Here is a 15,986-nt window from a genome sequence, read left to right on the forward strand (position 1 = left end):
CATCAAGTTAGCGTGATGGATTTAGCTAAACTTTAATTCGGACTAAAACTTGATATCTACCCACACCAAGCGATGGTCAGAACCGGCTTGAGGGCGGCAACGCCCTTTCTCATCGGTGATCAGGGATCGCAGCGGGTCTTTCTTATCCGGCCAGAAAACGCCTGCATTCTCTACCTGCAAATCGGCGGAAGGCAGAACATAATCCAGCCGTAAGCCAGAGATATGAGTCCATTCCGTCGCCCGGCCTCTTCGCTGTTGCCAGGGAATATGGAAACGTCCCCCCAGACTTTTCGGCGTTTGTGGTCCGGCACTGACAAGACGGTTGATTTTGCGGTGCAGTAGCAGTTCACGAATGGCGGACTTCATACCGTCACCATCTTGCATGTCAGCATTAAGATCGCCCATCACTACAAACTTTGCCTGGCTATCCAAACCGCCAGGCTGACCTTTATCATCAACAAGATGTGGAGCGCCATCAATGATCTCAGCAATCAATTTAAGCTCATCATGATTTCGTCTGGCATTACGCTTTTCATCACCATCAAAAACTGGCGGCGTCGGATGACAACAGACTAAATGAACCGTCTGTTGGTCAACCTCGACAGGAACCACAACATGATTTTTGGATGAAAGCCGGAGCACTGTTCTGGCTTGTTCTGAATAATAGTCTTCAGGGATGAGGTTGTTCGGAAAGTCTTTCCACAACAAATGCTGCCAACTGCGGATCTGTGATTCAGCAATCGGATAACAAGAAAGAATGACAAATCCAAAGTGACCGTGATGTTCGCCAAAACCCAGCCCATCACCGGGTAAAGTCAGCTCACCATCACCATCCAAATCACAAGGGCTCAGCAAACCGGTATTGGTTGGCGGGCAATAGCGATAAGGATAGAAAATAGCATCCTGTTTTTGTTCTGGGTTTTCCAGATAATTACGACAGAAATTTTCCAGCGCGCCATCATCTCCACCGTCACCAGGATGATCAAATTCACACAACATCAGCACATCAGGGCGAACATGACGGATTATTGCGGCAAGACGGGTTAAACGGGCATCATCCGAACTGACGGTCTGCTTAAGGATTTTGCCTGCTTCAGGTGCAGACATAGACACATTAAAGACGGCAAACCGTACTATATTAGATAGCTCGGCCTGATTAGAAGGGGCAAATAATTCAGATTTCAAGAAAACCGCCAGACATAATCATTCAGACAAGATGCACGTAATATAATGAATTATGGATTAAATTTCGCGTATTGAATGTCAGGTTATACCAGCGGTTCTGAATACAATAATTGCCAACGGTCTAACTGGGTCATGCTTAACCCATCAACTGTGTAATTGCCAAGCGGATCTGCTGTGCATCATGCATGGCCCGGTGTTTTACCGGACCCTGCTCTTCCAGAGCCAGTTGGAATCGCGCACGCTCAATACCGTTTTCCTGCATCAGCCAATGCCCGATTTCTGTCAGCATGAAAGATGGGCGCATCCTGGCAGCATGGTACAAACGACCAAGCCAGAATAAATCCCACTGGCTGTCACAGAAGACGTATTCGAACTGTCCTAATACCGAATTGAGATGGCGGCAGACATCAACAACCTGCTGACCATTCTGTTGTAATTCCTGACGGGAGATTTGATGAATTTCCTGTTCGGCATAATCATCCCAGTATTGCCAAACATCGCTTGCGGTAAGAGGGTTAATTAACAGACTGTGGCCACTACCGTCGGGTAAGGAGTAACCTACTTCAATCGGGTAAGACTGGTCGGATAATCCGGATGCTTCAAAATCCAATGTCGCCCACATTGCACTCTCCCTGATGCTGATTATTGGTGTAATCCAAAGTCATGAATGCAGACATCCTGTCAATGATTCTGGCTTCGGAGTAGCGGTTAAAAATGTAGTTTCATCTACACTCAAGTCGGTGATAACAGATAAGGATGAACTACACAATAACTGTAGACGGCTTCTGCCACATAAGGGTAAAAAACTGGCTCAAGCTCACTATTGATACTTGAGCCAGATCCACTTGTTATTCAAGCAAACGAATATAGGTTTGATAATCGTCCGAACCAAAGCAAACAAAGGTTATTTGCTCTATTTGGTCATCATTTGAAAGCACTTCTTTGACAGTCGAAACTGCAATTTCAGCAGCCAGGTGTTTCGGGAAATGATATACGCCAGTGCTGATACAAGGGAAAGCGACAGTCTTAACACCAGCCTGTTTTGCCAACATTAACGACTGGCGATAACAGCTAGCTAACAACGCTTCTTCATTGTGATTCCCACCGTGCCAAACTGGACCAACGGTATGAATGACGTATTTTGCAGGCAGGCTATACCCTTCCGTTAACTTCGCCTCCCCAGTTTCACAACCACCCAATGTTCTACACTCAGCCAAAAGTTCCGGCCCTGCTGCACGATGAATTGCGCCGTCTACACCTCCACCACCAAGCAGAGAGTTATTAGCGGCATTCACGATTGCATCAACATCAAGGCTGGTGATATCCGCCTGAATTGCTGATAACTGAACCATAACCAATACCTCCACAAACAAAGACATTTAAGTTTCATGTACAAATGGTACACCCTGATGACCTGAAACATACAACCAATGACGAAGCCCTGAATTTCCATTAGGATCAGAAAAAACTGAACAAATGACAGATCGCAATGACTCCGATTATTGGTTTTGCCGGTTACAGCGGCTCAGGTAAGACAACTCTGCTGGAACAGGTTATTCCGCAGCTTAAACAACTCGGCATACGTGTTGGGCTACTCAAACACAGCCACCACAGTATTGATCCGGATACTCCGGGAAAAGACAGCTACCGACTTCGCCATGCAGGCTGTGCGCAAACCCTGATGGCGACAAAAGAAAGGCACATGCTGTATTTCGAATATCCGGAACCGGACCGGGATGAGCCTGAGCTGCAAGCCTGCCTCAAGCAGTTCGACCACAGCCAGCTTGATTTGATTTTGGTTGAAGGTTTTCGTGACCAGCCATTTGAGAAGATTGAAATCCACCGCCCGAGCTATGGCAAACCCCTGCTGTATCCGCAGGATTCCCACATTATTGCTTTTGCAACTGACGGTAACTGCCCGGATGATTGTACGCTACCGCAACTGGATCTGAATAAACCGGAAGCTGTGGCTGCCTTTATTGCTGATTGGCTGGCAAAGGGAAATTAATACCAAACTTCATAAAAAAAATGCGAGAGCCAAAAGGCTCTCGCATTTGTTTATTACACTGGTAATTAAGAGCTTAAGTCACTCCCATCACTCAGTATTAAATTGCCCAGCCACCAGCGTAGAAGGCAACCAGAACAATAGCAATAATCACAGTACCGGCATTCAGGCGTTTCCATTCACCGGAAATCACACGGCCAATCACCAGTGAGCTGAAGCCCAGCATAATACCGGTTACGATGTTACCGGTCAGAACGATAAATACCGCACAAACCAGACCTGAAAGTGCATCTACAGAATCAGCCATATCCAGCTTGCTGACATTGCTAAGCATCAGTAGACCAACATACATCAGTGCAGGTGCTGTCGCGTAAGCTGGAACCAAGTAGCTGATAGGTGATAAGAACAACATCAGCAGGAACAAACCGCCAACAACGGTTGCTGTCAGGCCTGTTTTACCACCTGCAGCCGTACCGGCAGCAGATTCGATGTATACCGCAGCTGGTGCACCACCAACAAAGCCAGAGAAAATACTACTCACTGAGTCAGCAGTCAGAGCCTTACCACCATTGATGATCTGGCCGTCTTTATCCAACAGGTTCGCCTGACCGGCAACAGCGCGGATAGTACCTGTCGCATCAAAGATCGCAGTCATAACCAGTGCTAGTACACTAGGAATAACAACCGGATTCAATGCGCCCATAATATCCATTGTGCCAAGCAGAGACTCACCTTCCGCACCGAATGAAGGCATAGCGAACAAGCCTTGATATGTCACATTCGGGTCGAAAATCAGACCAAAAATTGAAATAGCAACAATGACCAGCAGAATACCGCCAGGCACGCGGCGTTTCTCAAGACCGAAAATAGCAGCAAGACCAATCAGTGACATAAGAACAGGCAGAGAAGTAAACTCACCCAGAGTCACAGGCAGACCTGCATAAGGGTTTTTCACCACCAGACCAACACCGTTCGCTGCAATCAAAAGCAGGAACAGACCGATACCAATACCAGTACCATGTGCGATACCGAATGGCAGGTTAGTCAGTATCCACTGACGAACACCGGTTACAGTAATTGCGGTAAAAAGGATACCCATCAGGAAGACAGCGCCTAAAGCAACAGGAATGCTGATGCCCTGCCCCAAAACAAGGCTGAATGCGGTGAACGCGGTAAGTGAAATCGCACAGCCGATAGCCATCGGTAGTTTGGCCCAAAGGCCCATCAGAAGTGAACCGAAAGCCGCAACCAGACAGGTTGCAATGAAAACAGCGCCCTGGTTAAAGCCTGCCGCACCCAACATGCTCGGCACAACAATCACCGAATAAACCATCGCAAGAAAAGTGGTTAAACCTGCCACCATCTCCTGCCGAACGGTACTGCCGCGTGCTGAAATCTTGAAAAACCCATCTAGCCCGCCTTGTGGTTGTGCTTCTGTTGTTATCGTGGCGGTGTCGCTTTGAATTGTACTATTTTCTGACATGATTATAGTTCCTTGTGAGTCATGAGCCGGGAGAGCAAAGTGACTTACTGTCGGCTGAATACTCTCCACAGCCCTTACAAAGATGTTGAGCTTCCTCTCAACGTAAAATTAATTACCCCTAATACTTCTTTACGTGTTTCTTGTGTAGCTATGATTACAAAACTTGTTTTATGACAAAGTATTAGCCGCGCTCGTAAACCAGGCGACCGTCAACGTAGGTCCGGTAGATGCTGCGGTCATCACCCAATGTCATCAACATAAACAGCTTCTCTGCCAGATCTTTCGAGCTGTCATAGCGCAATTGCTGTAATGGTGTTGAACATGGGTCGATAATCACGAAATCAGCCTCTTTACCAACCTCAAAGTTACCGATCAGATGATCCAGTGACAGTGATTTCGCCGCCCCCAGGGTCGCCAGGTAAAACGCTTCAAAAGCAGACAAACGGTGCTGCTGAAGCTGCATAACTTTATAGGCTTCGTTAAGGGTTTGCAGCATATTAAAGGTCGTACCAGCGCCGATGTCGGTACCCATACCGACTTTTACCTTGCGCTTCCAGGCTTCCTGAAGCTTAAACAGGCCACTACCCAGGTACAGGTTGGAGGTCGGACAGAAAGCAATTGCCGAATCAGTTTCTTGCAGGCAATCCCACTCTTTGTCTTCAAGGTGAATACAGTGAGCGAACACGCTCTTTGACCCGGTCAGGCCATGATGGTGGTAAACGTCAAGGTAGCCATCCTGCTCAGGGTAAAGCTCCTTCACCCAGGCAATTTCATTTTTGTTCTCACACAGGTGGGTATGAACGTAAGTGTCCGGATACTCTTCTTTCAGCTTACCGGCCATCGCCAGCTGCTCTGGTGTAGAAGTTGGTGCAAAACGCGGTGTGATGGCATACAGCAAACGGCCGCGCTTATGCCATTTTTCAATCAGCTCTTTAGTCTGGTTGTAACCGACTTCAGGTGTATCCAGCAGATATTCCGGTGCGTTACGGTCCATCATGACCTTACCGGCAATCATCCGCATATTGATTTTTTCTGCTTCTTCAAACAGGGCATCGACAGATTCTGGATGAACCGTACCGAATACCAGCGCAGTTGTTGTACCGTTTCTCAACAGCTGCTTAATGAAGAAGGTCGACATTTCACGGGAATAATCTTTGTCTTTGTAACGGGCTTCTGTCGGGAAGGTGTAGTTATTCAGCCATTCCAGCAACTGCTCACCGTAAGCGCCGACCATTTCGGCCTGCGGATAGTGAATGTGAGTATCGATAAAACCAGGCATCACCATTTTGCCCGGATAACTGCGCACACGAACAGACGGTGGAACCCTGTCCTTTCCTTCGCTCCATGGGCCGACCCACTCAATACGGCCATTTTCAACCAGCAGCAAACCATCTTCGATAAAGCGAATATTTTTCTCGATGTCTTCCGGCTTATCGACCACATGGGCAATATCCAGAATAGATGCTCGGATCGCTTTGATTGATTGGGAATATTCCATAATTACCTCGTTTGATGTCCTTGTACTTCAACCTGCTTTTCCTTCATGAAACCTGTAGGGGGACGTCATGAACAGGTCCGGTACTGACCTTTTATCTGATTCTGTATTGGAGTACTTAATCGCTCTCTATATAAGCGTAAATCGTGCTTGCTCTGTTCTTCTGATTCTATTTACTGTCAGCTACGCTCAAGCTCAGCTTGCTCCTGCTGACGAGCGAGCTTCTCCTCCTCTTCCAGTGCGCGGTTACATGCCTCGCACTCTTTAATTTGTTCTTCCAAAGCCTGACGTTTCTCTTCGGCACTTTCGGCTTCATCGGCACGGTTGATGCCAAGCACGGTATTGAGCACAAGGGCAACCAGAGAGCCGGTTGTGATACCTGAACCCATGACAACCTGCATAGAATCAGGCAGTGAAGCCAGAATTTCAGGACGCACAGTTACCGCCATACCGGAAGCAACGCCGACGGCAATAATTAACATGTTACGTTTAGTAAAGTTGATGCGGGAAAGGATGCCGATACCGGCAGAAATGATCATGGCGAACATTACCAGTCCGGCACCGCCCAGTACAGGCGAAGGAATGGTAACCACAATACCGCCGAGTTTAGGGAACATACCGGCCAGCAGCATGATCACCCCGGTAACAGCAACAACGTGGCGGCTTGCGACACCGGTAATTGAAACAATACCGACGTTCTGGCTGAAGGATGAAAACGGTGTAGCGCCAAAGATGGAAGCCAGCGCACTACCGATACCGTCACACAGGATCCCTTTCGAGAGTTTCTTACCTGTCAGCTTGGTATGGGTCGCATCACTCAGGGCAAGGAAATCGCCGGTTGATTCCATGATGGTAACCAGATAGGCAATCGACATTCCGATAATTCCGCTAACCGTAAAACTCAGGCCGAACGGCATAATTTCCGGTAAAGCGAAATAAGCGGCGTTGTGTACCGGAGAAAAATCAACGATACCCATGAACATTGCTACGATATAGCCGACAATCATACCAATCACGATAGCAGCGGCGGAGATAATCCCTTTGCCGACCTGTGACAGCACAATGACCACCACAAGCACCAACGTACCCAGCATCAGGTTACTTAACTCACCATAACCATCCTGTCCGACAAAGCCACCGGCAAACCAGTCAACGGAAACCGGTAAGATAGTCAGACCAATCAGTACGACTACAGTGCCTGATACCACAGGCGGGAACAGCTTGCGGATCTGCGGCATAAAACGACTGCCGATGATCATCACCATCGAACCGACCAGCGAAGCTCCGAAAATACCGGACACCCCGGCATCAAGGCCGATGGAGATAGAGATCGCCACAAAGGTAAAACTGGTACCCATTACCACAGGTAAACGAATGCCGACCGGACCGACCCCTTTACACTGAATAATGGTCACCACACCGGATACCATCAATGCAGCATTAACCAGTATGACCATCTGATCTGTTGGCAGACCAATGGCGCTACCGACTACCAGAGGGACAGCAATAATCGCCCCCATAGCAGCAAGCATGTGTTGTAAGGCAAGTAAAATGGATGCCCCTACGGGCGGCTTATCTTCAACTTTATAAAAGAGTTTCATTTCAATACCATCCGTTTCTTTGCACTTCCCGGATCCGCTTCTGTCTGCAATGCAGCTTGCATACACAGATATGCAGCATCCCCGTGGAAAGATGGGACGAGTATAGAATCGATAACCTAGCCAAAATCCCCAAGGGCCTTTTCACCTGACATCAAGCCAGATGCTGCCTTACCCTATTCACCTCGACTGAAGTAGTTTCAGTCTCAACAGGCCAAGCTATGACAGCTCACTCGTTATCTAAAGAAAACGGCCATTTCCTATCCCCGTGGAAATGACCGTTTCTCGTATTACTTAGAGCTTATTCAGTCCGCGAAGTACCTTCTCCGGAGTGAAGTGCCAGTCTCGAATCCAGACACCACAAGCATCATGAATTGCACTGGCAATCGCAGGCGCCGCGCCGTTCACGCCGATTTCAGAAATCGACTTGGCACCGTATGGGCCCACAGGGTCATCACTTGGAACCAGAACTGCACGGAAGTCGCGAGGTATATCGCCAATCATAGGCGCGCCGTAACTCTTCAGGTCACGAGTCAGAGGTATACCGTTATCGTCATAAACAAGTTCCTCTGTCAGGCTGTGACCGATAGCTCGCATGCTGGCACCGTAGATCTGGCCCAGAGCCAAATCAGGGTTCACCGGCGTACCACAGTCAAGCAGAGCGTGGAACTTGTCCAGTCTGATTTCACCGGTACGGGTGTTCACAGCCACTTCAGCGAAGTTCGCACCGTACGGGAATGCAAACTCAGGTGTAGTAAAGCAACCAGAAGCCAGCAGCTGTCCCCAGCCTGTTCCGCTTTCTGCTTTATGCGCGATTTCAGCGTAGCTGACTTCGCCTTGCTTACCTTTAACCATGCCTGGCGCAACGATTTCAACATCTTCTACCGGCTCATCCAGCATCTCGGCACCGCACTTCAGGATCTTCTCGCGCATTGCTTCAGCCGCACGCTTCGCAGCATTACCGGAGAAACAAGTACCAGATGATGCGTATGCACCTTTATCGAATGGCGCATGGTCGGTATCACCAGAATGAATGGTGATCTCTTCCATCGGGCAGCAAAGCACTTCTGCAGTCAGCTTGTTGATCACAGTATCCAGACCGGTACCGATATCCGCAGCACCAGAATGAACAATGAAAGTTCCGTCAGAAGTCATCTTGATGCTACAGTTTGCCTGGTCGATATCAGGGATACCGGATTTTTGCTGAATGATGGCAACACCACGGCCAACTTTCCAGTCACCTTCTGCCGACTTAGGCGAATCCCATTCAATCAGTTTGCGACCTTCACGCAAAATGCCTTCAAGGGCACAGCTGTGAACCTTCGGTGCACTGGTAGGCATCTTACCTTCACCGATTGCAGCCAGGATCTTCAGTTCTTGTCCTTCTACAACACGGTTCTTCTCAACCATATCCAGATGATCGAGACCCAGCTCATCGGCCAGTTCTGCCATTGCCATGGTCAGAGCAAAGTTACCTTTCGGTGCGCCGTAACCCTGGTAAGCACCAGTCGGACAGATGTTTGAGTAGTAAGTTGTTACACGAAAATCAACGTTGTCACATGGGTATAGAGGTAGCGACAACGCAGGACCATTACTTGGTACTGTCAGCGCGTGGTTACCGTAAGGACCGGTATTGGCACGGAATTCCATGTCGATAGCAGTCAGCGTACCGTCTTTCTTCGCACCCAGCTTCACGGTTACTTTAGCAACGTGACGGGAAGAGTTACTGATGAATTCTTCTTCGCGGGTATGGTGGAAGTACACAGGACGGCCAGTGGTCCAGGTTGCCCAGGCACACACGTCTTCCAACAGAATATCCTGCTTAGAACCGTAGCCGCCGCCGACGCGCTCTTTAACGATGTGAACTTTGTTCTGCTTCACGCCGATGATTTTGGCAACCTGACGACGTACGTGCCATGGCACCTGAGTTGAGTCATGCATTACCAGGCGTTCGCCGTCCATGTAGCTGTAACAAATGTGAGTTTCAACTGGCAGTTGCTGTACCTGCTTAGACTCGTAAGTACGCTCGATAACCACATCCGCTTCGTCAAAGCCTTTTGCTAGATCACCGATGTGACCGCGAACACTGGCAGCAATGTTCTTGCGAGGGAAACAGCCAATCGGGAAGTTAACGATAATCTTGCCTTCACGTGGGTCGGCATTTTTGTTCTGCTCTTCCAGATCATCCGGCGCACCAACACCGTATTCGATTGGCTCGTTGTGGATGATTGGCGCATCTTCAGCCATGGCTTCATCGATGGTCATGACAGGCTTAAGCACGTCATACTCAACATCAATCAGCTTCAGTGCCTGCTCGGCAATTTCTGGGCTTTCAGCCACAACCGCAGCCACACGATCACCTACGTGACGCAGTTTCTGACCGAACATGCGACGGTCCAGCGGAGAAGGTTCAGGCGCACTCTGACCACCTGGAGTGTAAGGTACATCCGGGCAGTTCTTGTGAGTAATAACTGAAACTACACCAGGCAGAGCTTCAGCGTTGCTGACGTCCAGATGTTTGATCCAAGCATGTGGGTGCGGGCTGCGCAGCATTTTAATCACGCAAGCATTGGCTGGAATGCGGTCTTCTACATAACAAGGTTTAGCCTGAACCATTTTCGCCGAATCAATCTTCGGACAGTTCTTACCAACAATAGTCAGGTCGTCACGGAATTCAGGTGCAAACTGCTGATGGTATTCAGGGTCAGCCAAACGTTTTGAAGCCAGTTCAACCACTTCATAGAACTGCTGATAACCGGCATCACGGCTGAACAAACCTGATATTGCGTCGTCGATTTCTTCACGATTTGGCTGAGGGTTGTTTTCAAGCAGATGAGTCAGAATAAGTGCAAGCGCAGGATCGTTATAACCTGACTGAACCACACCCACATCAATCATGGCCTGCTGAACAAGGCTCAACTGGTTCCACTCACCCAGTGATTCAGCAGTGCGAACTTCCGCACCTTCAAGCTGAGCGGCAATCAACAGCGATGCGTTAACCAGCGTACCGTTGAATAGGATGACGTCTGAGCCAGCAAAGCCGAAACCGTCATCACTGTTGCGGACAGAATGCAGTCCCATACCGTGCAGCAGTTTCTGCACATCGTCGCCAAGACGACATTCTAAAGTCTGAGGGCGGCCGTTGAGGGTGAATTGAATTGTCATGGTTATGCCTCCTCTGCCATGTGCTGGCATTCTGCCAATAGGTCTGTCACAACGACCCCGGCGATGTAACGCTTGTATTCAACGCTGCCGCGAAGATCGGCAACTGGGTGGATCGCTTCAGCAACTGCCTGTTCCAGCAGCTCACCTTTAAGATCCTGGCATTCGACATCACGCAGGCGAACAGGACGGGCCGAGTCGTTATGCAAAGGAGAAACGCCATCCAGCGCAATCACCTTACTGCCGTCTTTTGCGATAGACACAGCAGCAGTAACGATAGCCAGACCAGCGGCAGAACGGGCAATGTTGTAACCGATACAGGCAAGGTTCACATCAGGAATAATCACCTTGGCAATCAGGTCACGATGTTCAGCTTCAATATAATCTTCTACGTCGCACTCACGACCATCAGCCAGAACCACTTTCGCTTTCAGCGCCATCAGGCTTGGTACTAAAAGTGCTTCCTCCTGACGAGCTGCAATCTCACCACCTAAAGTGGCCTGATTACGAACGTGGCGGGAATAGACAAAAGCAGAAGACTGCTTCAGCGCAACCGGCACCAATTCATGATCAATTAGTGTTTGCAGACGGCACATGGCACCAATGTGAAGCGCATCGCCGTGCTTTTCAATTTTATCGAAAGCCAGGTTGTCCAGAGAGATGGCAACGGTCTTTTCGGTTTTAGTCGGCGCGGCATTCACCTTGGAACCACCAGCAAACCAAGTTGCGATACCTGCATGCTGCCGCATTAAGTCGAGAGCTTCGGCGGTAGAGTCCGGCTTTAAGTAGTGTTCAATCATTTTTCTTACCTTTTTAGAATCCTACTTATTCTTAAATTCATGCTTCTCTTTAAGAAATCAGAGGTAATGAAGAAGTTTTTAAAAAATTCTTAGGAACTAAAAAGGCAACTATTGCGCCAAACTTGTCAGCCAATTGAATAAGAAACCAGATTCGTGAGCACTGTCAGAAATCGACAAAGAAATGAGATCTGAATCAATAGCAGTTTTTAGATTGATTAAAGGAATAAACAAGTACTCGGCGAGTTAAATAAGATTGCTTCTCAATTAAAGTAATTTATCTATCAAAATAATATTTTCACTATCAAATTGATAACTATCAGTAGTGAGAAAATGATTTAACTACATGACATTAAAAGCATTAAACCGCAGCCAGACTCCGAATATAAATTGTCTGCCTGATTGCTACACTCATAATTACGTCAGTTAAGACCAGAAAAGGCCTCACCATGTCTGCACAGACAGAGCTGTTTCGACAGCAAATTCATGATGCAGGAATACCCGATGATTTCTCAATCGTTGCCAGCCACCAAATCATTCCCGCAGAAATTCTGAATGAGATAGACCACTTTATTGAGGTCTTTGAACAGGTCACTACCCGTTCTGAGTGGGTGAGCTATATGCTCAACAACAATCAGGGAATTTCCGCAATTCGGCGTCATGAAACCTGCTTTTTCAGCGCATGGGATATCCATATACCACCTGAACACCCAGAAAGATGGCAGCTGATAGAATTTAATGACAATGGTTCCGGCTTCCTGTTTGCCGGATTACTCAACAGCATTTACTACCAGAATGTGCTGGTTAATCATGACAATAACAACCATATCATCCCTCCCCCGCCTTATTCTGAATTGTGCCGAATTATTCTGAATATGCTCAAAGCAGAAACTGATACTTTTTTCGACCAAAAACCTGATGGAATGATGCTAATTCTCGACGATGCAGCTTCACTAAACCACGGAAAATTCTCTGTAGAGCATCAACTAATGGCAACTATCGGACGAGAAGCCGGTTGGGAAACCGACATTGAAAGTCCGGAATCACTTCAACAGGACAGAGAAAGATTAACAACAAACGGCAAACCAACTGATTTTGTTATTAATCGCTCAACAGATTTTTTATGGCAAAGCAAGGAGCTTCAGCCATTAGTAAAGGCGTACAACAAAGGTAATGTTTATATCGCCCCCAACCCATTCAGCTATATCACCCGCAGTGACAAACAGTTACTTCAGTTTCTATCACGCCCAGATTGGGATGAAATATTGGCTATCAAAAGCAATGAACGGACGATATTAAGCAGACATATTCCTAAAACTTACCTGCTAGATGAAGATAACCTCAGTCAGTTAGCTGAACACAAAAGCGAATACGTTTTTAAACCCACACATGGTCACGCCAGCCTTGGCATACTCAATCGCAATGAAGTAGGTAAACATCGCCTGCAACAGCTGATTAGCAAAAAGCAGGATTATGTCGCCCAACACATTGCTGAGAAATCCGAGCTGATAATCAATGATTACATGCCCTTATGGGCTGACTTGAGAGTATGGGCATATAAAGGAAAGCGCTACCAACTCTCCGGACGAGCATCGGTCACTAAAGAACGGCTTGACCTGTCGCCTCCCGGTGGATGGCTCCCTACATTTGCCGCTACCGAATAAGACCTGATTCAGTTCACCTGATTAATTACCAACTGGTGAAGAAACTTAATAAAGCTGACCGCTTCTTTCGTAAGCTGAGTATTTTTCCTGGTAAGAATGTAGTACGCCCTGTGATGCCTGACTCTAAGATCAGGGAAAGGCATAATCAGGCTGTTATTCTCTATATGCTCTTTCACCAATTCATAACCACATAAAGCAACACCAAGTCCGGCGATTGCCATTGACATAACAACATCTGAATCCCCAGCTACATGACCTTGTTTTATATCCAGCCCCTGTATCGGATAATGCTTGTGCCAATATTTCCAGTCAGTCGCATCCCGCTCATGGATCAACAGTGCTTTACTAAGATCAGCTGCAGAAGCTAAGTGATTTTCTTCAGCATATAGCGGTGAACAAACAGGGACATAATTCAACCCAAACAAGAATTGCGCATCAAAGCCATCCCAGAGACCATCTCCCCATTTAACCGCAAGTTCTGTTTCTGGTAAGAAATCTAAATGGTGGGTTGTTAATACCTGTCGCACTAAAACATAATCATGCCTATTTAAATACTCTGGTAAACCTTTACTAATAAATAAACGGCTAAACACAGGTTCTGTTTCAATATTCAAATTATAGGTATTCGATTTTTCATTAAACTCATCAACGATATTCAGCAACGTATTAAACGGCATTTCTATTTTCTCATATAACCGCTTTCCATCTTCTGTCATTACTACTTTTCTTGAAGTTCTAAAAAATAGTTTAGTTTTTAATAAAGACTCAAGCTTTGAAACTTGTTGACTAATAGCTGGCTGAGTGAGATGTAAATCACGACTTGCTAACGTAAAACTCTGCCTGTCTGCGACAGCTTTAAAAGCCATAAACCAGGAAAGATGGGGCACTCGTGATGAATGGGTACTGTTTGAAAGGCTATCCATAATAAAACGTTATAGGTCAATAATATTTAATTGCTTCATCATACGTTTCACCTGCATGAAAATCCACTTCGACGAAAAACTCACCGTATCCATAACGTGTATTTATATGAGGTATAAAATGTTGAATGAGGTGGATGTACTACTGCCGGATGAAAATCCCGCAGCAAAGAACGACAAAACGTTAATAACGATAAGTCTGGTCTTTGTTTTTGCAACGATTGCATTACTCATGCAATACCCGGACAAGTCTCAGGAAGTCGCTAAAGGTTTGTTTCATGGCTTAACCAATAACATTGGTTCCATGGTACAACTGTTTGGCTTTCTAGCCGTGTGTATTGTTTTATTTGTTGGCAGCAGTAAGTTTGGTTCAATTAAACTTGGCGAAGGCAAAGCAGAATATTCAGACATGAGCTGGCTGTTCATGTTTATTTGCGCTGGTCTAGGTTCTGCAACTATGTATTGGGCATTCATGGAATGGGCATATTACTACAATGGTATCGGCCTTAATATTCCGGCTCAGAGCAATGAATCTTTGCGTAGCAGCCTTTCTTATGTCTTTTTTCACTGGGGAATTACACCTTGGGCAATTTATGCATTGGCATCAATTGCAATGGCTTACCATTTCCATGTAAACAAGTCTAAAGGATTGAATCTGTCATCATTGGTGGCTTCTATTCTGGGCCTTGATGAAAACAGTAACATCAGCCGACTGATTGGCCGCGCACTGGATTTAACCTTTTTATTTGCCACTTTCGGTGGTCTTATCCTGACGACGACAGTAACAATCGGCACCGTATCGACAGGCTTTGCTTCACTCTTTAATATTGAGAATACTTTCCTGCTTAAGGCAGTATTACTGGCATTTGTCACCCTGACCTTCACACTGAGCTCTTACATCGGTATTAGCGAAGGTTTGCAGAAAATCGCTCATATGGCCTGTGGCATGACCTTTGTGTTTGGCCTGATTGTTCTTTGCCTCGGCGATACCTCTTTCATCGTTGACTTCTTCGTCAACTCACTGGGCCTGAGCCTGTCAAACTTTGTTGAAATGAGCCTGTTTACTGACGTAACGAATAACGGCACGTTCAACAAAGACTGGACTGTCTTCTACTGGCTGTACTGGATCACTTACACCCCGGGCGTTTCAATCTTCGTTACCCGTATTTCAAAAGGACGCACTATCCGCCAGGTGATCTTCGGCCTGATAGCCGGTGGTTGTGCAGGTTGCTGGTTCTTCTTCGGCAGTTTAAGTGGCTACGCCGTAGATATGTTCAACTCCGGTGTTATCAATTCACCAGAAATTCTTACCAGCGTCAGCGGTGATCTTGCAATCGCACAACTGATAGCAAACCTACCAATGGGCACTGTACTTTCTGTCTTCTACTTCCTGCTGATGATGGTATTCCTTGCTTCTCACTTGGATGCTACCGCCTATACCGTTGCAGCCGTAAGTACTCAGGGCTTGAAACAAGGCCAGGATCCGACTCGTGCACTACGTCTATTCTGGTGCATCATGCTGAGCCTACTGCCTCTTGCAATGCTGTATATCAACGCATCGCTATCAACTTTAAAAACAGCAGTAACCCTTACTGCCGCACCTTTCATCGTGGTCCTGATCCTTTGCATTCTGGGTCTTAAGAAATTCCTGTCAGGCCATAACTTTGGAAAATAATA

General features: G+C 47.0%; 12 protein-coding genes. 3 read left to right on the forward strand and 9 right to left on the reverse strand.

Going from position 1 to position 15,986, the window contains the following annotated elements; translation table 11 throughout:
- Positions 1–42: 42 nt before the first annotated feature.
- The 3 genes from C942_RS14720 to C942_RS14730 form a co-directional block, all read right to left on the reverse strand.
- Entirely contained in the window at positions 43–1,107 is a 1,065-nt protein-coding gene (locus C942_RS14720) for an endonuclease/exonuclease/phosphatase family protein (RefSeq protein WP_007466957.1), read from the reverse strand.
- A 214-nt stretch (positions 1,108–1,321) separates the two neighbouring features.
- Positions 1,322–1,807 carry a hypothetical protein gene (locus C942_RS14725; protein WP_007466958.1) on the reverse strand — a complete coding sequence of 162 codons (486 nt, stop codon included), beginning with the start codon at positions 1,805–1,807 and terminating at the stop codon, positions 1,322–1,324.
- Between the two features lie 226 nt (positions 1,808–2,033).
- Positions 2,034–2,564, reverse strand: coding sequence for an O-acetyl-ADP-ribose deacetylase (locus C942_RS14730; RefSeq protein ID WP_198287496.1), 531 nt, complete (start codon positions 2,562–2,564; stop codon positions 2,034–2,036).
- Positions 2,565–2,674: 110 nt separating this feature from the next.
- Between C942_RS14730 and mobB the strand changes: the two genes are divergently transcribed.
- On the forward strand, positions 2,675–3,193 hold the full coding sequence (mobB, locus tag C942_RS14735) for a molybdopterin-guanine dinucleotide biosynthesis protein B (RefSeq protein ID WP_007466963.1): 519 nt from the start codon (positions 2,675–2,677) through the stop codon (positions 3,191–3,193).
- A 97-nt stretch (positions 3,194–3,290) separates the two neighbouring features.
- Here the strand turns inward: mobB and C942_RS14740 are convergent, their stop codons facing one another.
- From C942_RS14740 to ygfM, 5 genes are all read right to left on the reverse strand, one after another.
- A complete protein-coding gene (locus C942_RS14740; RefSeq protein ID WP_007466965.1) occupies positions 3,291–4,673 on the reverse strand; it encodes an NCS2 family permease in 1,383 nt (460 codons plus the stop codon).
- A gap of 181 nt (positions 4,674–4,854) precedes the next feature.
- Complete coding sequence (gene guaD, locus C942_RS14745; RefSeq protein WP_007466967.1) at positions 4,855–6,171, reverse strand: guanine deaminase; 1,317 nt, start codon at positions 6,169–6,171, stop codon at positions 4,855–4,857.
- A gap of 176 nt (positions 6,172–6,347) precedes the next feature.
- The gene (locus C942_RS14750; protein ID WP_007466969.1) at positions 6,348–7,769 is read right to left on the reverse strand and encodes a solute carrier family 23 protein; all 1,422 of its coding nucleotides are present in this window, start codon (positions 7,767–7,769) and stop codon (positions 6,348–6,350) included.
- A gap of 291 nt (positions 7,770–8,060) precedes the next feature.
- On the reverse strand, positions 8,061–10,931 hold the full coding sequence (locus C942_RS14755; protein ID WP_007466971.1) for a molybdopterin-dependent oxidoreductase Mo/Fe-S-binding subunit: 2,871 nt from the start codon (positions 10,929–10,931) through the stop codon (positions 8,061–8,063).
- Between the two features lie 2 nt (positions 10,932–10,933).
- Positions 10,934–11,728: a molybdopterin-dependent oxidoreductase FAD-binding subunit gene (gene ygfM, locus C942_RS14760; RefSeq protein ID WP_007466974.1), complete on the reverse strand. Its 795-nt coding sequence runs from the start codon at positions 11,726–11,728 to the stop codon at positions 10,934–10,936.
- A 446-nt stretch (positions 11,729–12,174) separates the two neighbouring features.
- Here ygfM and C942_RS14765 point away from each other — a divergent pair, with 446 nt between their 5' ends.
- Entirely contained in the window at positions 12,175–13,389 is a 1,215-nt protein-coding gene (locus tag C942_RS14765) for a hypothetical protein (RefSeq protein WP_007466976.1), read from the forward strand.
- Positions 13,390–13,397: 8 nt separating this feature from the next.
- Here C942_RS14765 and C942_RS14770 read toward each other — a convergent pair whose 3' ends face one another.
- Positions 13,398–14,312, reverse strand: a complete 915-nt coding sequence (locus C942_RS14770) for a LysR family transcriptional regulator (protein ID WP_007466978.1) — start codon at positions 14,310–14,312, stop codon at positions 13,398–13,400.
- A 118-nt stretch (positions 14,313–14,430) separates the two neighbouring features.
- On the opposite strand from C942_RS14770, the gene C942_RS14775 reads away from it, so the two are divergent.
- Entirely contained in the window at positions 14,431–15,984 is a 1,554-nt protein-coding gene (locus C942_RS14775) for a BCCT family transporter (RefSeq protein WP_007466980.1), read from the forward strand.
- Positions 15,985–15,986: the final 2 nt, after the last annotated feature.

It is taken from the genome of Photobacterium marinum (assembly GCF_000331515.1).
Taxonomy (GTDB): domain Bacteria; phylum Pseudomonadota; class Gammaproteobacteria; order Enterobacterales; family Vibrionaceae; genus Photobacterium; species Photobacterium marinum.